The organism is Curtanaerobium respiraculi (assembly GCF_024609215.1).
GTDB lineage: Bacteria > Actinomycetota > Coriobacteriia > Coriobacteriales > Eggerthellaceae > Curtanaerobium > Curtanaerobium respiraculi.
This window is the reverse complement of sequence record NZ_JANIPD030000001.1, coordinates 195,823-215,332: the sequence shown is the minus strand read 5'-3', so window position 1 is coordinate 215,332 and position 19,510 is coordinate 195,823. Positions and strand designations below refer to the sequence as shown.

The 19,510-nt window shown below is 62.8% G+C and carries 16 protein-coding genes and 1 tRNA gene; 15 read left to right on the top strand and 2 right to left on the bottom strand.

The window, feature by feature from the left end:
* Positions 1–59: 59 nt before the first annotated feature.
* The 4 genes from NOV21_RS00995 to rhaD all read left to right on the top strand — a co-directional run bounded on the left by NOV21_RS00995 (position 60) and on the right by rhaD (position 3,432).
* Positions 60–899, top strand: coding sequence for a transporter substrate-binding domain-containing protein (locus NOV21_RS00995; protein ID WP_283169781.1), 840 nt, complete (start codon positions 60–62; stop codon positions 897–899).
* Positions 900–1,074: 175 nt separating this feature from the next.
* Positions 1,075–1,728, top strand: coding sequence for an amino acid ABC transporter permease (locus NOV21_RS00990; protein ID WP_283169780.1), 654 nt, complete (start codon positions 1,075–1,077; stop codon positions 1,726–1,728).
* A gap of 10 nt (positions 1,729–1,738) precedes the next feature.
* Complete coding sequence (locus NOV21_RS00985; protein WP_283169779.1) at positions 1,739–2,506, top strand: amino acid ABC transporter ATP-binding protein; 768 nt, start codon at positions 1,739–1,741, stop codon at positions 2,504–2,506.
* Positions 2,507–2,595: 89 nt separating this feature from the next.
* Positions 2,596–3,432 carry a rhamnulose-1-phosphate aldolase gene (rhaD, locus tag NOV21_RS00980; protein WP_283169778.1) on the top strand — a complete coding sequence of 279 codons (837 nt, stop codon included), beginning with the start codon at positions 2,596–2,598 and terminating at the stop codon, positions 3,430–3,432.
* Positions 3,433–3,453: 21 nt separating this feature from the next.
* Here the strand turns inward: rhaD and NOV21_RS00975 are convergent, their stop codons facing one another.
* On the bottom strand, positions 3,454–5,580 hold the full coding sequence (locus tag NOV21_RS00975; protein WP_283169777.1) for a DUF2339 domain-containing protein: 2,127 nt from the start codon (positions 5,578–5,580) through the stop codon (positions 3,454–3,456).
* Positions 5,581–6,659: 1,079 nt separating this feature from the next.
* A complete protein-coding gene (gene hpf, locus NOV21_RS00970) occupies positions 6,660–7,220 on the bottom strand; it encodes a ribosome hibernation-promoting factor, HPF/YfiA family (protein WP_283169776.1) in 561 nt (186 codons plus the stop codon).
* A gap of 191 nt (positions 7,221–7,411) precedes the next feature.
* Here hpf and NOV21_RS00965 point away from each other — a divergent pair, with 191 nt between their 5' ends.
* The 11 genes from NOV21_RS00965 (at position 7,412) to NOV21_RS00915 (ending at position 19,509) form a co-directional block, all read left to right on the top strand.
* The gene (locus NOV21_RS00965; RefSeq protein ID WP_283169989.1) at positions 7,412–7,735 is read left to right on the top strand and encodes a response regulator transcription factor; all 324 of its coding nucleotides are present in this window, start codon (positions 7,412–7,414) and stop codon (positions 7,733–7,735) included.
* A 318-nt stretch (positions 7,736–8,053) separates the two neighbouring features.
* A complete protein-coding gene (locus NOV21_RS00960; RefSeq protein WP_283169775.1) occupies positions 8,054–8,737 on the top strand; it encodes a transposase in 684 nt (227 codons plus the stop codon).
* Between the two features lie 181 nt (positions 8,738–8,918).
* A complete protein-coding gene (locus NOV21_RS00955) occupies positions 8,919–9,407 on the top strand; it encodes a DUF4143 domain-containing protein (protein ID WP_283169774.1) in 489 nt (162 codons plus the stop codon).
* Positions 9,408–9,607: 200 nt separating this feature from the next.
* Positions 9,608–10,024 (top strand): TIGR04076 family protein, encoded by a 417-nt coding sequence (locus NOV21_RS00950; RefSeq protein WP_283169773.1) that lies wholly within the window; start codon positions 9,608–9,610, stop codon positions 10,022–10,024.
* Positions 10,025–10,791: 767 nt separating this feature from the next.
* A complete protein-coding gene (locus tag NOV21_RS00945; RefSeq protein WP_283169772.1) occupies positions 10,792–12,255 on the top strand; it encodes a TrpB-like pyridoxal phosphate-dependent enzyme in 1,464 nt (487 codons plus the stop codon).
* Between the two features lie 543 nt (positions 12,256–12,798).
* A complete protein-coding gene (locus NOV21_RS00940; protein ID WP_283169771.1) occupies positions 12,799–13,932 on the top strand; it encodes a coiled-coil domain-containing protein in 1,134 nt (377 codons plus the stop codon).
* A 105-nt stretch (positions 13,933–14,037) separates the two neighbouring features.
* Positions 14,038–14,114 (top strand) — tRNA-Pro (locus NOV21_RS00935).
* Positions 14,115–14,198: 84 nt separating this feature from the next.
* Entirely contained in the window at positions 14,199–14,492 is a 294-nt protein-coding gene (gene tatA, locus NOV21_RS00930; RefSeq protein WP_283169770.1) for a twin-arginine translocase TatA/TatE family subunit, read from the top strand.
* A gap of 99 nt (positions 14,493–14,591) precedes the next feature.
* On the top strand, positions 14,592–15,062 hold the full coding sequence (gene greA / locus NOV21_RS00925; protein ID WP_283169769.1) for a transcription elongation factor GreA: 471 nt from the start codon (positions 14,592–14,594) through the stop codon (positions 15,060–15,062).
* A 209-nt stretch (positions 15,063–15,271) separates the two neighbouring features.
* Positions 15,272–17,500 (top strand): lysine--tRNA ligase, encoded by a 2,229-nt coding sequence (lysS, locus tag NOV21_RS00920; RefSeq protein WP_283169768.1) that lies wholly within the window; start codon positions 15,272–15,274, stop codon positions 17,498–17,500.
* A 2-nt stretch (positions 17,501–17,502) separates the two neighbouring features.
* Complete coding sequence (locus tag NOV21_RS00915; RefSeq protein ID WP_283169767.1) at positions 17,503–19,509, top strand: OPT family oligopeptide transporter; 2,007 nt, start codon at positions 17,503–17,505, stop codon at positions 19,507–19,509.
* Position 19,510: the final 1 nt, after the last annotated feature.

Sequence of the window (19,510 nt, the reverse complement as noted above, 5' to 3'; positions counted from 1 at the left end):
CGCTGCTTTAGCGTGCTAAAGCAAAGGGACGATCATCCATGCAAAGGAAGGAATATCTGATGAAGAAGAAGCTCGCGACCCTCGTCGCATGCGCATGCGTCGCGTGCCTTGCCGCCTTCGCATTCGCTGGCTGCAGCTCGGCAAACTCCAATTCAAGCAGCTCATCGCCTGCTTCCAAGGATGCCGCCCGGACGCTTGTTGTCGGTTTCGACGCCGCGTATCCCCCCTACGGCTTCATGGGCGATGACGGCTCCTACACCGGTTTCGACCTGGATCTCGCCAAAGAGGTCTGCGACCGCAACGGATGGGAGTTCAAAGCCGAAGCGATCGATTGGGATGCGAAGGACGCCATGCTGGGCAGCGGCTCCATCAACTGCATCTGGAACGGCTTCACCATGGAGGGCCGCGAGGGCAAGTACGCCTTCAGCGAACCGTACATGCTCAACCAGCAGGTCATCGTGGTCCGGTCCGATAGCGGGATCGCAGATTTCGCGGGGCTTGCCGGCAAGGCGGTCATGACGCAGGTCGATTCTGCCGCGCTCGACGTCCTCGAGGGCGATCAGGCCAAACTCGCCGCCACGTTCGCGGGCGGCGCCCCCCAGACCATCGCCGACTACAACAACGCCTTCCTGCAGTTGGAGTCTGGCGCCGTGGATGCGGTCGCCTGCGACCTCTCCATCGCGCAGTACCAGATCTCCGCGAAACCCGACGTGTTTACCCAGCTGGGCACCGAGCTTTCCAGCGAGCATTACGCGGTGGGCTTCGCCATGGGCGATACCGAGACCGCAGATACGGTGAGCGCAACGCTGAAGGCCATGTACGAGGACGGCACGGTCGAGTCCATCTGCAAGAAATACGCGGAGTACGGGCTGTCGTTCGACAACTGGATACTGAAGTAGCGCCGTTCCGCCGAACGGACGCTGCGTCGACACCGTGACGGATTCCGGCGGCAAGGGACCCGTTCGGCAGACGGGCCGGCCCTCGATGTCCCGCTGCCGAACGGGATCCCGGGCTCGCCGGGATCCGTCACGCTGACTTCCCTGGGCGAGCCAGGGTTTTTATTGAAAGGACGCTATGGATTTCGGGACCATGATGGGGCTGCTGGGCAGCGGTCTGCTGCTCACGGGGCAGATCTTCATCGTCACGCTCGTCGGTGCGCTGCCGCTGGGCGTCATCGTCGCCCTGGCGCGCATGAGCAAGTTCAAGCCCTTGGCGTGGATCGCGCGCTTCTACATCAGCGTGCTGCGCGGCACGCCCCTGATGCTGCAGCTGATGGCGCTCATGTTCGGCCCGTACTACCTGTTCGGCATGCAGTTGGGCAGCGATTGGAAGTTCTGGGCCTGCGATATCGGGTTCATACTCAACTACGCGGCGTACTTCGCCGAAATCTACCGCAGCGGCATCCAAAGCATCCCCCGCGGCCAGTACGAGGCGGCCGAGGTGCTAGGGTATTCCAGCGGCCAGACCTTCATGAAGATCGTGCTCCCCCAAGTGTTCAAGCGCATCCTCCCCGCGATGGGCAACGAGATCATCACGCTGGTGAAGGACACATCGCTCGCGTTCGTGCTGGGCATCATGGAGATGTTCACGCGCGCGCAGGCCATCGCGGCGAGCCAGGTTTCCATGACGCCGTATCTCATCGCGGCGCTCATCTACTGGGCCTGCTGCCTGTTGGTGGAATTCGCCCTGAACCGCGCCGAGAAGAAACTCGACTACTACCATGACTAAGGAGTCCCCCATGCCCGCACGACCGGTCGTCTCCTTGAAGCATGTGCGCAAGAGCTACGGTGAAAACGATGTGCTGAAGGATATCTCCCTCGAAGTGAGCCCCGGCCAGGTGGTGGCCATCATCGGACCTTCCGGCGGCGGCAAATCGACGCTTCTGCGGTGCGCCACGCTGCTGGAGCGCTTCGATGCGGGATGCCTTTCCTACGGCGATTTGGAGGTCGCCCACGATGAGGGCGGCGAGGCGGTCTACGCCGGCAAGGACGCGCTCCAGCAGGCGAAGGGCCGATTCGGGCTGGTGTTCCAGAACTACAACCTGTTTCCGCACTACACGGTGATGAGGAACATCACCGACGCCCCCCTTTGCGTGCAGAAGCGCGATGCCGCCGAGGTGGAGCGGCAGGCCCACGAGCTGATCGCGCGCATGGGCCTGCAGGGGAACGAGGACAAGGTCCCCTGCGAGCTGTCGGGCGGGCAGCAGCAACGCGTCTCCATCGCCCGCGCCCTGGCGCTGAACCCGGACATCCTCTATTTCGACGAACCTACGAGCGCGCTCGACCCCGAATTGACGCAGGAGGTGCTGAAAGCCATCCGCACGTTGGCGGACCAGCATATGACGATGGTCATCGTCACGCATGAGATGAACTTCGCGCGCGACGTGGCCGACCACATCGTGTTCATGGACGGCGGCGTTATCGTCGAGGAGGGGCCGGCGGACGAGGTCATCAACCATCCCCGGCACGACCGCACCCGGGCGTTTCTGCGCAAGATCAGCGACTGACCGCCCGTGCGCATCATCGAGCCTGCTCGCATGGGCGGGTTAAAGGCTATACTGATTCCAAGATCCGTTTCGGGAACCAGGAGGGCATAATGGCTATCGATCAGGCGAACTGCATGCGGCGGTTCATCCGCATGTGCGATGATGTGTGGAAGCAGGGATGGCACGAAAGCAGCGCGGGGAACCTTTCCTACCGCCTGACCGACGAAGACGTGCGCGTCTGCCTTCCCTACCTCAGCGTGAAGGGCGAAGGCCACGAATGGGTCGGGCTCGGTTACGAGGCTCCCGAGGTCGCCGGCGAGATGATGCTCGTCACGGCAGCCGGGGCCCCGATGCGCAAGGTCAGCATCGACCCTGCGGTCAACTGCGGCATCATCGAGGTTGACGAGTCCGGCAGCGCATGGCGCAAAGTGTGGGGTTTGCGCGACGGGGCGCGTCCCACAAGCGAGATCGACGTGCATATCCTCTGCCATGCGGCCCTCATGCGCGACACCGATGGCGACAACCGCGTGATATACCATGCGCACACGCCCAACATTATGTCTCTGGGCTTGGTGATCGAGCCTGATGAGAAGAAGTGGAACCGCGTGCTGTGGGGCTCCGGCACGGAGGTGATCATGGCGGCGCCTCAGGGCATCGGCGTCATCCCCTGGGCCCTGCCCGGCAGCCTCGAGCTGGCGCGGCGGACGGCGGACATGATCGTCGATCACGACGCCGTCGTATGGACGCAACACGGCATCGTGGTGCGCGAGCAGAATTTCGATGACTCGTTCGGACTGGCGCACACGCTCGAGAAGGCCGCGGGCGTCTACCTGCACGCCCTCGCCGCCAACGGCGGTGCCGAGCCGGAGCGCCTGGTGAGCGCCGAGCATCTGAAGGAGATTTGCGACAACCTGGGCTTCGATTTCGATGAGGGCATGATGTCGTAGAGCGTCGTTTCGCGGGCCGCACTACAGTCTGACGTCTTCGGAGGGCAGATCTGCCCGATCCGCCTCCCCTCCGCGGTCCAGCCGCCTGCTCGCATAGCTGTACAGGGCGCTGACGGCGAAGCACACGATACCGCCGCCGATGAAGGCGATGACGCGTGCCACGGTCGAGACGAAACCTATGTCGATGACGACCAGCTTCAGCACGCACAGTATGATGGCGGTGAGCCCGTACAGGCGCAGCGGCTTCAGGTGGAGGGAGAACCCGCCGACCACGCAGGCGAACGCGGCGAGCATCAAAACGATGCTCGAGACATACGAGATGCTCCCGAAGATCGCGGCGCTGTCCGCCAGCGCCATGAACGAGAGCGTGAACGCAAGGCCGTAGGCTATCTGGAGCGCCGCAGGGTTCCAAGCGCCGAGGCGGGCCGATCTCACGATCCGTGCCACGGAGAGCGTTGCCGCCAGCAATCCGAGAACGAGGTACGCGGTTGCGAGCGCCAGCCCGTGCGCATCCGCAGGATGGGCGGGGGCGAGTTCGATGGCGCATATGCCGGCCAGCGCGATCGTCAGCTCGATAAGGCGGAAGAGCCCCTTCTGCGCGTTTGAGGCGCCCAAGCGCTCTTCGGCATCCGCGAGGCAGAGCGCCAGCATGATCCCCAGCAGGACGATGAGCGCGCACGGCGTGCCCAACTCGTCGTCCAGGCAGGTCACAGCGTTCGTGAACGCGAGGGCGAAGCCGGCCAGGAGGGCGAGCGCCGTCGATGCGGCGACCTTCCGCTTGTCCTCTTCGGGCTGCTGCCTCCACCAGGCGAGGACGAGCGCCGCCTGCACGGCGATGAGAAGCAGGGAGGCGATGGGCGAGACCTGCTCCGTCAAGCTGCGGTAACCGCCGATCGCGGCCAGCGATATGACGTCGAGGGCGAGGAAGATGTTCCCCTTCGTGCCGTAGAAGGGGTCGCGCAGCATCCATGCGATCGCATACAAGGCGATGGCGATGACGATGATGAAGGGGAGGTGCGAGGGCGCCGCCATCGGCGCGGCCGCCGACGCCAGGGCTGTCCGCCACCAGAGGAGCGGGACGGCGACGATGGCCATGGTGACGATCGATACCCTTCCCTGATCGGGGGCGATGGCGCGGGCTCGCACGGCGCCGGCACTCGCCAGAGCGTGCACGAGCAGGCATGTCCCGGTGATCGCCACCGCGATGGTCGCCGCCTCATCGTGGGGAAGGAGGGCATCCTCGGCGATGCGGATGGCGATACGGTACACGATGGTGAGAAGCGAGAGAATCCAGAGCAGCTTGTTGAGGAGATGGAGGGGGATGCGGTCGGCATCGCGGGAGGCAGTGCGCGTCGAGATGCTCGCGATGCACGAGAGCGCCGTCGCGCCGACGAACTGCGATATGAACGCGATGCCGGTGAACGACAAGAAGAAAGACGGCTCGAAGGCCGCGGTATGCGCCTCGAGGTAGTCCCCCATGAACAGGCCGGCGACTACGGTGAGCCCCATCGAGGCGAAAAGCGAGAACCGATACGACCTGCGATAGCAGAGGGCCCCTCCGACGATGATGAGGATGCTTGCGAGCACTTGGTAGACGACGACGGTGAGCGCGCGTTGCGCATCGAATCCGTAAGCGTAAGCGAAGCACACCGACACGATCATGCCCGCGTGGACGATGACGGAAAGCGCCATGGATTGGAGGTTCCGCGTGAGGGTGAGACAGGCGACCATCCATGCAAGGAGCAGGGCGAAGGTGGCGATGTCCCCCAGATACCCGAAGTACACGTGCGTCATCAGCAGCGAAATGAATATCGCACCGCATCCGCTGCCCAGCAGCGTGGTGCTGAACGCGTCTTTCCTCCGTGCGGCAAGAGTGCCGCCGGCAATCGACAGCGCGATCGAGACGGCGTACATGAGCAGGCATCGCGCGAATTCCGGGAGGGAGGGGACCACGAGGATCCCGAGCAGCACGATGCCGCAGAACACCATGAGGGCAGCCAACGCGCCGATGACGTTCTTGCCGAGGATGCGCTCGAAGGATGAAGGGGGTCGGGAAGGCGTTTCCACCGAAGCGGCAGGCTCCTGCTGCTGCGCGAAGGAGGAGACGGGGGTTTGCGCGGCACCCTGCGTTCCCGCTTCCGTAGCCACCTTCCCTTGCCAAGCCGACGGCGGAACCGATGCAGCGGATGCCCGCGATGATGCGGCGAGGGCGTTAGCGGGGCGCTGGGGGGAGACGTTTGCAGGGAAGCCGGGTTCCGCTAATGCCGGTTCGCCCTCCATTTGCGATTCGACCGCCGAAGCAAATGGACTCGCTATCGATTGAGGGGCAATGCCAGAGGCCTGCGAATTGGTGGATGTTGGGAACGGGATGCCTGCAGGAGGCTGCGGCGCCCCGGGGGCGGCTGACCTGCCGCCCGCCTGATCCGACGGGAGAGGATGCGCGACGAAGTCTTGGGCGCTCGCGTCCCGCCCGAGCGATTCCATCCATGCCGTTATCCTGCGTATCTCGCGGTCTTGTCGTCCGACTCGCACGAGAAGATAGCCGGCAAGGCCGAAGAGTGCTGCGAACAGTAAGAATGCAACGAGTTCCATACGGGTACCTCCATCAGGTTCCGATGCCATGGCGGGTACTCCACATGTGACAAAAGTCCCCGGCCCCTTTGTCCCCTGTCGTGTCGTACGGCCCCTTTATCGTTGTCTTGGGTCCTGATGCCATGGCGGCCCTCTACCGTTGAATGGTACATCAAGCAATGCCGCGATGCGTTGACACGGACAAAGGGGCCGTAGACTTTGTCCGTCCGGCCCGCGTGTCCGATACTGGCAGGCCCTCTACCGTTGAATGGTGTCACGGATGGATATATCAGGATTCCTGCAGGGATTACCGGCTCGAATATAGCCGCATGCGACAAAGGTCTCCGATTCCTTTGTTGCCGCATGTGGCATACGGTACCTTTGTCCGGTACCTTTGTCCCTACTTTGTCGCCGCATGTGGCATACGGTACCTTTGTCCGGCCATGTGACAAAAGTCTACGGTACCTTTGTCTCGGTACCTTTGTCTCTACCTTTGTCTGTCCGCGGCACCCTCGCGCGCCATCTTGCGGGATCCGCACTATCTATCAATCTATCCCCGTAACCAAAAAGGAGAACCGTCCAGGGACGATCCTCCTTCGCATGGCATTGTCGGCAGGCGTTTCCGCTTCGCAATATGCTGCGGCGCGCGGTGCGGGCTACTTCTGCTTCAGCAGGCCGTACCCGCCGTTCGCGCGACGGTACAGGATACGGAAGGTATCCGTGTCGCGGTCGATGTAGCCGAAGAAGTCGTGGCCCAGAAGGTCAATTTCCACGAGCGCCTCCTCCTCGGTCAGCGGTTTGAAGTCGATGTCCTTCTCGCGCACGATCTCGTCATCGGCCAGTTCCTCCATCAGCGCGTCGAAGTCGGGCTCGGAGCACTGCGTGCGGATGGTGGCGGCGTCGGTGCGGGTGTTCTTCTCCACCACGCGGGTCTTGAATTTACGCAGCTGCCGCAGTACCTTGGCGGACGCCACGTCGATGGCGGCGTACATGTCCTCCTCGTGCTCTTCCACGCGGATGATGTGGCTGCCGGCGGTCATGGTCACCTCGCACACGGCAGGGCGGGGGATCGCGGGGTTCTTCTCTTTGTGGAGGACGATTTCTGCCACCAGCGGGTCGATGTCCATCGCCTTCATGGAGTTGCCGATCTTTTCTTCTGCGTAAGATCTCAGAGCATCGGTTACACCCATTTTGCGCCCAGTAACGGAGATCTCCATAAACATCACCTCTCTGCTCGAGGAATAAAAAACAGCTTTCAGGCGGGCGGCATCGCGGTAAGTTGCGAAGCGTTTCCCCCTTTCCAGCTGGTGTTTTCAAGTATAGCGCAACCGGAATACTCTGAAACCCCCGTTTTGGCGGCGAGAGCGAGTAAGAGTTTTACGGCAACCGGTGACAGCCAACCGTATTGGTGACAGGCAACCGTATTGGTTGTCACGTTGGATCGCGCACATCCGATTTGCCGCAGGCTGAAACCCCGAGTTCTCCAGATGCCCAGCCTTCCCAAGAAGAGCTTATCCATGCATTTGCGGCAGAACATGCTGTATCCAAACGTGAGCAAGAAGTCTTCGTTTTGCTGCTGGATGGGTGCACGCGCGGGCAGATCGAAAGGCTTCTGGGTGGTTCCGAGGGCACTGTACGCACCCACGTAAATGCCGTGTATCGCAAACTCGACGTGCATTCGGAAACTGAAATGCAACAGAAATTTATCGATTGGTATCAGCAAAAGACCTGATCAGGCCAGCTCAACCAAAAATCATCCAATCGATTTACCAAATCATCCATTGCGGTGATGACTGTCATCCAGCCTAGTGTCGCATCCAGTGAAACGGAGAGCCCGCACCTTTCGGGGAGGGCGTCCGATCAGTGGGCGCCAAGCAGGCGCGAGGGATGAAAGGACATTGCAATGACGAAGACGAATACAAAATATGCCCAATTTTTGGCTCTTCGGGGGTTTGCGTGGGTGAATAAAAAGTAGAGCTGCAATCGGCTCGGGGATTTCCCATCAAAGTCTTCTTCGCCAAAACAAGACCGAAGGGAAACCCCCTCGCCGATGAAGGGTCTACTAAGAAAGCCGCTCGCGGTCACGCTGGCCGTCGTGGAATCCGCAGGGTTCGAGGATGGGTGCCTGGCCGTCTCCGTCAGGCCGGGGAAAACGCAGATGAGACGGTGCCCGGTGCGCGGGCGGAAGGCCGCCGCCCACGACGGCATCCCCAGGGCCGGGAGATGGGGGTCGCTGGATTCGGGATCGGCGAGGGTCCACCTCGAGCACGCCGCGTCGCGCGCCGGGTGCCCCGAGCGCGGAGTCCACGCGGAGCCGGTGCCGTGGGCGCATCCCGCGTCCAGGTTCGCCGTGGCGTTCGAGGAGCAGGCGGCATGGCTCTGCGTGCATGCGAGCCGCGGCGCCGGCCGCGGGGCTGATGCGCATCGGCTGGAAGAGCGCGGGTGTCTGCAAGCGCGTGTGCGACCGCCCGGACGCCGAGGCGGGCGGTCGCCTCGACGGCCTCGTGCGCGTCGGCGTGGGCGGGACGGGCTGCAAGAAGGGGCGGAAGTGCGTGCCGTGGGGCTCGGCATCGGCAGCGCCCGCGTGGAGGCCATCAACAACAAGATCGAACTCACGGTGCGCATGGGCTACGGGTTCAGGAGCATCGACAACATGAGCCGCGAGAGGTTCTCCCGATGCGGGTGCGCATGGGCTACGGGTTCAGGAGCATCGACAACCTCATGGCGCTCGTGATGTTGCGCTGCTCCAACCTGCCGATTGCGCTTCCGGGGCGCTCATGAACCCACACAAACCGGGGAAGCCAATTTTTTGGGTGAACAGCATCATTCGGATTTTCTTGTAGTACGCATTCGGTTTTTCTATAATCGCGAAGCAAAAACAATGCAGCTGGGTATCGAAAGCACCAGGGGAAGCCATGGATCATTCCCTTACGCCTGCACGGTCGCGCAAGCGGTTCGCAACCAAACCGAAACGCTACTTCGCGGACCCAAGCCTTCCTTGCGCCATGCTGGGGGTTTCGAGCGCCGGACTATTAGAAGACTGGCAGACTTTCGGACTGATCTTCGAGAACATGGTTATGCGCGATCTTGCCGTATATGCTTCCACACTTGACCTCAGCGAGAGTCTCCCCCTGCGTTACTACCGGGACGATTCGGGGCTGGAGGCTGACGCAGTCATTCAACTCGCCGATGGCAACTGGGCCGCCTTCGAGATAAAAACGAGCGAAGACAAGGTGCCGAATGGGGTCGAAAGCCTGCGGCGGATGCGGACAAAGCTGCTGAAGAACCCGCAGACACAGACGAGGCCTCCGAAATTCATGGCGGTCATTACCGGCAACGGCGAATTCGCCCGCGAGGTCGAAGATGGCATCTACGTGATCCCCATCAGGACGTTAGGGGCCTAGCACTATCGAGCCGAGTTGGCGCAGAGCGGGCATCAAACAAGTGCCTGCGCCAGATCGCCGTCGTAGCAGTAGCCTTCTCATCGGAATTGCTGCCTGCTTCGATGCCCGCTGCGCACAGACCCGGAATCGCAGCTCCGAACGCATCCCGCTCAAAGCGGCGGTATAATTCGGCAGGCGACGAGAAGAGAGAGGAGCGCCCTATGCGGCATAGGGTGAAGGTGACCGTCCTGGACACGAAGGTACACGAGGACTTGCAACGGGAATACCTGGCAGACCCCGAGAGCGGGGCATGCCCCTGTTTCAAGAAGGGCGACGTCTACGAGTTCTGGCGCGAAGGCGACCGGGATGACTTCTACCGTTTCGGCGGCGACAAGCGGTTCGCCTGCGCCGAGGCGTGGGACTGCATCAGCCGCTACGTCTACACCGGCCTCCAGGGCGGCGCGTTCATGCACAAGTGGACCAACGATGACAGGGTGATGATCGCTTGCTGCAACGACGGCACGCGCCCGGTCATCTTCAAGCTGGAGCGCTTCGATATCCCGGAGACCGAAGACGAATGCGCCTACTTGGAAGCGCACGACTTCACCAGCAGCAAGGAAGACGCCTACACGGGATAGGCTCGGCGGCGCCTAATGGCAAAACGGGGCGCTCCGCACTTTTAGCATGGCAAATCGGGCCGCTGCGTACCCAGCGAGGACCTTGGCCGACGGCCGAGTGGCAGTTCGGGCCGCTCCGCACTTCACGTGCATGGGCGAAAAGGCGTATTTCCGCCCATTCGAAGCGAGCGCCGCATTTTCACTGGGGTTTCCCGAGCCCAGCGCCAAATCGCCCGGCTGGCAAAAGCGCGCTGCTGCCCGAAATGCCATCGTCCCTTGAACCCGGGTCGGAAAAGAACGTGGACCTGCCCGTTTTGCCATGCGAAAAGCGCGGAGCTAGTCTTCCTCGAAATCCTGGCGGTATGGGGAAAAGGAGTCCAGCAGGCGCCAGTCGCAAATTTTTTCGAAATTGGGACTTGCGCGCTATCGCATAGCGCGCGTAGAATCCCGTGCAACGTCGGCACACCTGCCGGCGAAACCGATGAAGCGGAAAAGTAGACGCCAACGCGCGCACAGAGAGTCCGGGGTGCTGGGATCCGGGCGGAGAAGCGGGGTGCCGAGTGGGCCGCCGAGGGCGCACCGATGAGGCTGCGACGGAAGGCATACGTGAGTTGCCAGGGAGTTGCTGGACTCCTGCAAAGTGCACGGGGCGACCCGTGAATCAAGGTGGTACCGCGAGCTTATGGCCCGTCCTTGAATCGTTCAGGTTCGAAGGGCGGGCTTTTTTCGTTCCCTCGTTCCTGGGCACCAGCACGGCAAAGTGAAGGACAACGAGGAAAGGAACACCCATGAGCTTTGCAACCCAGACCACGACCCAAAACATGACCCAAGCCCCCGCGACCGCCGAAGAGAGCGCGCCCTACCGCGTGTACCTGCGCGAAGACCAGACCCCCACGGTCTTCTATAACCTGCGCGCCGACATGCCCGAAGCGCCCGAGCCCATGCGCTTGCCGAACGGCGCGATTGCGACCCCGGTCGATATCTCGCCCGTGTTCTGCGAGGAACTCAGTCGGCAGGAGCTCGACGACCAGACCGAGTACTACGAGATCCCCGCACCTATCCGCGAGATGTACAAGGTCTACCGCCCCAGCCCGCTGTGCCGCGCCTACAATCTGGAGCGCGCACTGAACACGCCCGCCCGCATCTACTACAAGTTCGAGGGCAACAACACCAGCGGATCGCACAAGCTGAACAGCGCCCTGGCCCAGGCCTACTACGCGCACGAGCAAGGGCTGACCACCATCACCACCGAAACCGGAGCCGGCCAGTGGGGCACCGCCTTGTCTGAGGCTGCCGCGCATTTCGGGCTCGACCTGGACGTGTTCATGGTCAAGTGCAGCTACGAGCAGAAACCCTTCCGCCGCTCCATCATGCAGACCTTCGGCGCCACGGTGACTCCCTCGCCTTCCGACACCACGGAAATCGGCCGGAAGATGCTGGCTGACAATCCCGGCTCCACCGGCTCGTTGGGCACCGCGATCTCCGAAGCGGTCGAGCGGGCGCTGAACGTGCCCGACAACAAGGGCCGCTACCAGCTGGGCAGCGTGCTGAACCAGGTGATGCTGCATCAGTCGATCATCGGCATGGAAAGCTACACCGCGCTGGAAGAGCTGGGCGAGTACCCCGACATCGTGATCGGCTGCGCGGGCGGCGGCAGCAACCTGGGCGGGCTGATCGCCCCGTTCATGCGCGACAAGCTGCGCGGCGTGCGCCCGGACACGCGCTTCGTGGCGGTGGAGCCTGCCAGCTGCCCCAGCCTGACCCGCGGCCGTTACGCCTACGACTTCGCCGACACCGGCCAGACCTGCCCGCTCTGCAAGATGTTCACTCTGGGCAACGGCTTCCTGCCCAGTCCCGACCATGCCGGCGGTCTGCGCTACCACGGCATTTCGCCCATCATCGCCAAGCTCAAGCACGACGGCTATTTGGAAGCGGTCAACGTGCTGCAGACCGACGTGTTCGCCGCCGCGGAGCAGTTTGCCACGCTGGAAACCATCCTGCCCGCGCCCGAAAGCGCCCATGCGATCCTGCAGGCTATCCGCGAAGCCGAACGCTGCCGTGAGACCGGCGGGGAGAAGGTGATCCTGTTCGGGCTGACCGGCACCGGCTACTTCGACATGAAGGCCTATGAGGCGTTCAACAACGGCACCATGGTCGACCACGTGCCCACCGACGAGGAGCTGGAAGCAGGCTTCGCCACGATCCCCGCGGTCCCCGGCATCCAGCGCGCCGGAGGCCTTCCCCTGGAATAAAACACGGCCCCGGCTATCGCACGTCGCAAATAGCCGGGCCCCGGCCATTCCATGGCGATGTACTACGGCTACGCCGTCGACAAGAACGTCGTGGCGGGCGTGTAGTCAAAATCCCTGAACCGAGAAACGCCTGCCCGTGCGCTGCATGGTGACGGCCAACCGTATTGGTTGTCACATAACAGCTTGAGATCCCATACGATTGCCCGTCACGTTATGTGACAACCAATACGGTTGGCCGTCACACGGTTGGCCGTCACGCTGCGCCTCGCGCACCGTTCGCGCGGCCGCCGCTTCGGCTTCCGCCGGGAAGCTGGGAAATGTGGAGACAGAGCCCACCGCGGAGAAGCGCGCGCACCGCAATATGCTGGGGGTGCGCTTACCCACCGACGATATGGGGTAATGGGGGCTCGGCTCGCATGCCGGATCGCCCTCGGAGACGCGGCGTGTTGTCCGCCGCGTCTCCACATCGGTTGCTTTTTCATCCCTTCGCTTTTAAAATCTACCGAAGCCGAAAGCAAGCAATCGACTCTAGGCAGGGAATGAATGAAGAATACTGATACCCGGCTCCCTCGGCGCACCTTCGTCACGGGTGCTGCCGCAATCGGTGCGATGGCGGTCCTCAACCCGACGCTCGCCTTCGCTGATGAAATCGCAGATAAGCAGGCAGAGGCCGATGCGGCGTACGCGTCGCTCAAGGCCATGCAGGCCACATTGGAGCAGACGTCCGACCAGTACACGGAAGCGCTCCAAGCCCAGGAGGACGCAAAGTCCAAGATGGACGAGGCCCAGGCCCAAATCGACGAGGCGAACAACAACATCGCCACGCTGCAAACCCATCTGGGCAACAGCGTCCGCAGCACATACCGCAGCGGCACGGGCTCCTTCCTGGACGTGCTCATGGGCGCATCCACGTTCGAGGAATTCGCGACCAGCCTGGATCTTCTGAACGATATCTCGGAAGACAAGGCCGAGACGGTTGTCCAGATCAAGGATGAGCGCACCGCATTGCAGGCGGCTAAGGACGAATATGCCGAGCAGGAGCGCGTAGCCGCCGAGCAGGCGGAGTCCGCCCGCCAGGCGAAGGAAGAGGCCGCGGCGACGGTGTCTCAGTACGAGGCGACGTACAACGCGTTGTCCTCCGAAGTGGCTCAGCTGGTGGAGCAGAAGCGCCAGGCGGAAGAAGCCGCAGCTGCCGCACAGGCGGCGGCGACGGTCGCGGCATCCGCCCAGCAGGGCGCCGCGTCGGAGCGGCAATCCAACAGCGGCGGGGGGTCTTCCAGCAACGGCGGAGGCGGCTCGAGCTATACCGATGACGATGATTATAATGGCGGCGGATCCGGCAACTCGGGCGGATCCTACGAAGGCGGCAGCGATGCGGTCAGCCGCGCGTACGCTTGCCTGGGCGCGCCCTACGTCTGGGGCGCGGTCGGCCCTTCCTCATACGACTGCTCCGGTTTGGTGAGCTACTGCCTCAGCGGCTCCCATTCGCGCATATTCACCAGCAGCAGCCTGATGGGCTATTCCGCCGTGTCCAACCCGTCTCCGGGCGACGTGTGCGTGAAGAGCGGCCATTGCGGCATCTACATCGGCGGCGGCCAGATGATCCACGCGGCCGACTACGGCATCGGCGTCATCGTGGGCTCCGTGCAGTCCGGTATGAAGATCGTCCGCCCGTAGGCGTTCCCCGCAGGGAAAAATGTGATGAAAAGGGGAGGGCTCGAACCTCCCCTCCCCTTTGCCGGACTCTGTGATACTATATCTCCCGCTGTGAAAGCGGCGAAACGGGATGTGGCTCAGCTTGGTAGAGCGCTGCGTTCGGGACGCAGAGGTCGCTGGTTCGAATCCAGTCATCCCGACCAGGAGCAATCGGGGTGTCTCAGCGGGGACACCCTTTCTTCCAAAAAGCGGCAGGCTTTTCGGAACCCGCCTTCTAGGAGGTCCTTATGAAAATTCTCGGTCTTTTCGGTCCTATGGAACTTGTCATCATCCTGGTGGTCGTGCTGCTCATCTTCGGGCCTAAGAACCTCCCCAAGCTGGGAAGCGCCATCGGCAAAAGCGTGAAGAACCTGCGCGAAGGCATGGGCAAGAACGCGAAGGAATCCGAGGAATCCGAAGGGGAGGTCGTTGAGGTCGTGGAGGAGCAGTCCGCCCCCGAAGCGAAGCAGGCTGTCCCCGCCCCCAAGAAGAAGGTCGTCAAGAAGGTTGTCAAGAAGGCCAGCGACGCGAAAGACGAGTAAGCTTCGTCTCGCATAACCTGCATCTCAGCGTGACATGTGCCCTGAGCGCGTGTCACGTTCCTTTTATCCATCATCCGTACGTAGCGAAAAGGGATAGCCATGGCAGAACAGAATTACGTCCTGACCGAAGAGGGGAAGCGTAAGCTCGAAGAGGAGCTGCATTACCTTGAGACGGAAAAGCGCGCCGAGGTCGGCGAGCGCATCAAGGTCGCTCGCGAGTTCGGCGATATCTCCGAGAACTCGGAATACGACGATGCGAAGAACGAGCAGGCCATGGTGGAAACCCGCATCGCCGAGCTGACGCGGATCTTGGGCGACGCCACGGTGGTGGCGCAGAGCAAGCGCTCCACCCGCGTGGGCATCGGCAGCACGGTGACGGTGGAGATGAGCGGCAAGGAGCGCATCTTCAACATCGTGGGCGCCGCCGAAGCGGACGTCCGCACGGGCAAGATCAGCAACGAGAGCCCCGTGGGTGCGGCGCTCATCGGGCACAAGAAGGGCGACGAGATCAAATCGACGGGCCCCACCGGGCGCGAGATCGACATGGTGATCACCAAAGTGGCGAATTAATCGCCCCGCCGTTCCGCAAACGGCGAGATGCCGACGCTGCACAGCCCTGAGGCACCCGTTCTTCGCCCTTGTTTCCATGCTGCGTTGGCCTTGCGCCACCGGGGTGGCCATGCGGGCGGATCCCAGGTGCTCCAGGGCTTTTTCGCAAGCGGGGGCGGGAAATGAACGATGTCGTCCTCGCGACGACCGCACGACGAACGGGAGAACACATGGCGGAAGTGCAGAACCATGCGATCGAAGACGATCCGCGGCAGGTCCGATTGAACAAGCGCTCCGCGCTGCTGGAGGCGGGTGCGCAGCCCTATGGCCACGCGTACGATGCGACGGCGCTGACGGGCGAGCTTGCGGAGCGTTATGCGGGGCTCGAGGACGGCGCGTCGACGGAGGACCGCGTGAAGGTTGCCGGCCGCGTGATGGCCATCCGCAACCAGGGCAAGATCATGTTCTTGGTGCTGCGCGACCGCGAGGGCGATGTGCAGCTGTTCTGCCGTGTGAACGAGTTGGGCGACGAATCGTTTGCCTCCATGAAGGACCTGGACGTGGGCGACTGGATCGGCGCGGAGGGCACGGTCATGCGCACCAAGCGCGGCGAGCTGTCGGTGCGCGCCGACGGATGGGAGCTTTTGAGCAAATCCATCCGACCCCTGCCCGAGAAATTCCACGGGCTCTCCGACAAGGAGACGCGCTACCGCCAGCGCTATGTCGATATGGCAATGAATCCCGATGTCAAGGGCGTGTTCATCAAGCGCTCGCGCATCATTTCCGCCATCCGCCGGTACATGGAGGACCAGGGCTACCTCGAGGTGGAGACCCCGATTCTGCAGGAGACGCTCGGCGGCGCCAACGCGAAGCCCTTCACCACGCATTTCAACGCGCTCGACCAGGAATGCTACTTGCGCATCGCCACGGAGCTGCATTTGAAGCGCCTGCTGGTGGGCGGCATGGACCGCGTATTCGAAATCGGCCGCCAGTTCCGCAACGAGGGAATGGACCTGACGCACAACCCCGAATTCACCAGCATGGAGGCGTACTGCGCCTTCAGCGACGTGGAGGGTATGAAACGCCTGACCGAGGGGCTGTTCCGCGCGGCGAATGCCGCGGTGAACGAGGGCGATGCGATCTCCTACCAGGGGAAGACGATCGAATTCGGGGGCGAGTGGCGCAGCGTCGCCATGACGCAGCTGGTGAGCGAGCACGTGGGGGAGGACGTGACGCTCGACACGCCCGTCGAGCAGCTCCGCGCGATCCTCGATCGAGAGCATCTGGAATGGGATCCCTCGTGGGGTGCCGGGAAGCTTGTGTTCGTCCTGTACGACGAGCTGTGCGAGTCCGAGATCGTGAACCCCACGTTCGTGTGCGACTACCCGGTGGAGGTGAGCCCGCTTGCCAAGCGCAAGCCGTCCGATCCGCGTCTAACGGACCGGTTCGAGCTGGTCATCGCCGGCCATGAATATGCCAACGCCTTCAGCGAGCTGAACGATCCCGTCGATCAGGAGAGGCGCTTCATCGCCCAGGTGGAGGCGAAGGCCCAGGGTGATGATGAGGCGATGGAATACGATGCGGACTACATCCGCGCACTCGAGTACGGCATGCCGCCGGCGGGCGGTATCGGCTACGGCATCGACCGGATGATCATGCTGCTATGCGACCAGGCGTCCATCCGCGACGTGCTGCTGTTCCCGCACATGAGGCCGGAAGCCAAGCAGCAGAAGAAGGACGATGCCGCGCCCGCGGCTGCCGCGGCGGGGGCCGGCGGAACGGAAGCGATTCCGCCGGCCGGGGAAGCGGAGCCGGGGGCATTCGCCGAAGAGAACGGTTGCGCGGGCGTCGCCGCCCCGCTTCCCGGCGAGAAGCTCGACGCGGGCATCACGCGCGATGCGGCGCTCGATTTGCTGAAGGCCCACAACAAAGATGAATACCATATCCAGCACGGTTTGCAGCTGGAGGCGTTGATGAGGTACTACGCGCGCGAATACGACTCCGCCAACGAGGAGTTCTGGGGCATCGTCGGCCTGCTGCACGACCTCGACTGGGAGGAATTCCCCACGCCCGCCGAGCACACGCTGAAGGCGGCGGAGATGCTTGCCGAGGCGGGTGCGAACCCGTTAGTGGCGCGTTGCCTGCAGACTCACAACGCCGACTGGAACCCCGCGGTGCCGGCTCCCGAGCACCAGATGGAGAAGGTGCTGTTCGCCATCGACGAGCTGTCCGGCCTTGTCAACGCATGCGTGCTGGTGCGGCCCTCGCATAGCGTGCTTGACATGAATCTGAAGTCGTTGAAGAAGAAGTTCAAATCGGCGAGCTTCGCCGCAGGATGCGATCGCGAGAACATCGCCCGCGGCGCCGAGTTGCTCGGAATCGACCTAAACGACCTTTTCTCTAGTATCCTAGAAGCGGAGAAGACGTTGATCGAAGAAGGAAATGGGGCGTTTGCGTGAGCATGGACCGAAAACCAGAATTCAAACCGTACATCGCACCGGATAAGGTGCTGCCCGAACTGACGGCGACTTCGATCGTTTTGGGCATCCTCCTCGCCGTGGTGTTCGGTGCCGCGAATGCCTACTTGGGGCTGCGCGTGGGCATGACCATCTCGGCCAGCATCCCCGCCGCCGTGATCTCCATGGGCGTCATCCGCTTCGTCCTGCGGCGCGACTCGATTCTGGAGAACAACATGGTGCAGACCATCGGCAGCGCGGGCGAGTCGGTGGCCGCGGGCGCGATCTTCACGCTGCCGGCGCTGTTCATATGGGCGTCCGAGGGATCAACCGACATGCCATCGATGCTCACCATCGGGCTCATAGCCCTGCTCGGGGGCACGTTGGGCGTGCTCTTCATGATCCCTTTGCGCGATGCCCTCATCGTGCAGGAGCATGGCGTCCTCCCGTATCCCGAAGGCACCGCCTGCGCGGAGGTGCTGGAAGCGGGCGAGGAGCGCGGCAGCAAGGCGGGCCTGGTCTTCGGCGGGTTGGGCATCGCGGCCCTGTATAAGTTCATCGCCGACGGCGTGAAGCTGTTCCCCAGCGAAATCGCCTATGAATTCAAAAGCTTCCCCGGCTCCGGTATCGGCGCGGACGTGCTCCCCGCCTTGCTGGGCGTCGGCTATATCGTCGGCCCCAAAGTGTCCGCCACGATCGTGTCGGGCAGCGTGCTCGCGTGGTTCGTGCTCATGCCGATGATCGTCATCTTCGGCTCGGGGGCGACCGTCTTTCCCGGAACCGCACCCATCGGCGAGATCTTCGCCGCAAGCGGTGCCGTGGGAATATGGAGCAGCTATATCCGCTACATCGGGGCCGGCGCTGTCGCTATGGGCGGCATCATCACGCTGATCAAGGCGTTCCCTCTGATCGTTCGCACGTTCAAGGATGCGATCGGCAAATACGGGACGAAGGTCGACGGCGGCACCCGCACCTCGACCGATCTTCCCATGCAGTTGGTGATGCTGGGCATCGGCATCATCGCACTCGCGCTGTGGCTGATTCCCACCATTCCCGTCAATCTGGTGGGCGCCATCCTCATCATCGTGTTCGGCTTCTTCTTCGTGACCGTCTCCAGCCGCATGGTCGGTATCGTGGGAAGCTCCAACAACCCCGTCTCGGGCATGACCATCGCAACGCTTCTCATCGTGACCGCGATTCTGAAAGCCATCGGAATCGTCGGCACAGAGGGCATGATCGCCGCCATCACCATCGGCAGCGTCATCTGCATCGCCACCGCTATCGCCGGCGACACCAGCCAGGACCTGAAGACCGGTTACATCGTGGGGGCGACGCCGTACCGCCAGCAGATCGGCGAGCTCATCGGCGTGGTGGCCAGCGCCGTCGCCGTGGGCGGCATCCTCTACCTGCTTTCCACCGCGTGGGGCTTCGGCAGCACCGAGCTCCCCGCCCCGCAGGCTATCATGATGAAGATGATCGTCGAGGGCGTGATGAACGCCAACCTGCCGTGGGCCCTTATCTTCACGGGCGCTTTCATCGCCGTGGTCATCGAGCTCATCGGCGTGCCCGTGCTTCCCTTCGCCGTCGGCATCTACCTGCCCATCTTCACCACGCTTCCCATCATGGTCGGCGGGACGGTGCGTTGGGCGATCGATAAAGTGGCGGAGCGCCGCAACGCCAAGAAGATCGCCGCCGTCCGCGAATCCGAAGGCGAGGAGGCTGCGAAAGCCGTCGAAGCGGAAAGCGCCGCCGACGCCAAGGACGCCGTCCAAAGCGGGGTGCTCTATGCGAGCGGCATGATCGCCGGCGAGGGCCTTGTGGGCATATTGCTCGCAGCATTCGCCGTCATCCAAGTCGGCGGTGGTTCCCTGGGCGAGGCGATCGATGTCTCGAAGGCGTTTTCCCTGGGCGATTTCGGGTCGCTCGTGTTCTTCGCCCTGCTCATCGCGAGCATGGTGTGGGCGACGAAACGCAAGGCAAAGGCATCTTCGGACGCGCGGGAGCAGAGCTAGC

Bases quoted from the DNA above. Each gene is read 5' to 3' on its own strand.
- NOV21_RS00995 (WP_283169781.1), top strand. From the start codon at position 60: ATGAAGAAGAAGCTCGCGACCCTCGTCGCATGCGCATGCGTCGCGTGC.
- NOV21_RS00990 (WP_283169780.1), top strand. From the start codon at position 1,075: ATGGATTTCGGGACCATGATGGGGCTGCTGGGCAGCGGTCTGCTGCTC.
- NOV21_RS00985 (WP_283169779.1), top strand. From the start codon at position 1,739: ATGCCCGCACGACCGGTCGTCTCCTTGAAGCATGTGCGCAAGAGCTAC.
- rhaD (WP_283169778.1), top strand. From the start codon at position 2,596: ATGGCTATCGATCAGGCGAACTGCATGCGGCGGTTCATCCGCATGTGC.
- hpf (WP_283169776.1), bottom strand. From the start codon at position 7,220: ATGGAGATCTCCGTTACTGGGCGCAAAATGGGTGTAACCGATGCTCTG.
- NOV21_RS00960 (WP_283169775.1), top strand. From the start codon at position 8,054: ATGAAGGGTCTACTAAGAAAGCCGCTCGCGGTCACGCTGGCCGTCGTG.
- NOV21_RS00955 (WP_283169774.1), top strand. From the start codon at position 8,919: ATGGATCATTCCCTTACGCCTGCACGGTCGCGCAAGCGGTTCGCAACC.
- NOV21_RS00950 (WP_283169773.1), top strand. From the start codon at position 9,608: ATGCGGCATAGGGTGAAGGTGACCGTCCTGGACACGAAGGTACACGAG.
- NOV21_RS00945 (WP_283169772.1), top strand. From the start codon at position 10,792: ATGAGCTTTGCAACCCAGACCACGACCCAAAACATGACCCAAGCCCCC.
- NOV21_RS00940 (WP_283169771.1), top strand. From the start codon at position 12,799: ATGAAGAATACTGATACCCGGCTCCCTCGGCGCACCTTCGTCACGGGT.
- tatA (WP_283169770.1), top strand. From the start codon at position 14,199: ATGAAAATTCTCGGTCTTTTCGGTCCTATGGAACTTGTCATCATCCTG.
- greA (WP_283169769.1), top strand. From the start codon at position 14,592: ATGGCAGAACAGAATTACGTCCTGACCGAAGAGGGGAAGCGTAAGCTC.
- lysS (WP_283169768.1), top strand. From the start codon at position 15,272: ATGGCGGAAGTGCAGAACCATGCGATCGAAGACGATCCGCGGCAGGTC.
- NOV21_RS00915 (WP_283169767.1), top strand. From the start codon at position 17,503: ATGGACCGAAAACCAGAATTCAAACCGTACATCGCACCGGATAAGGTG.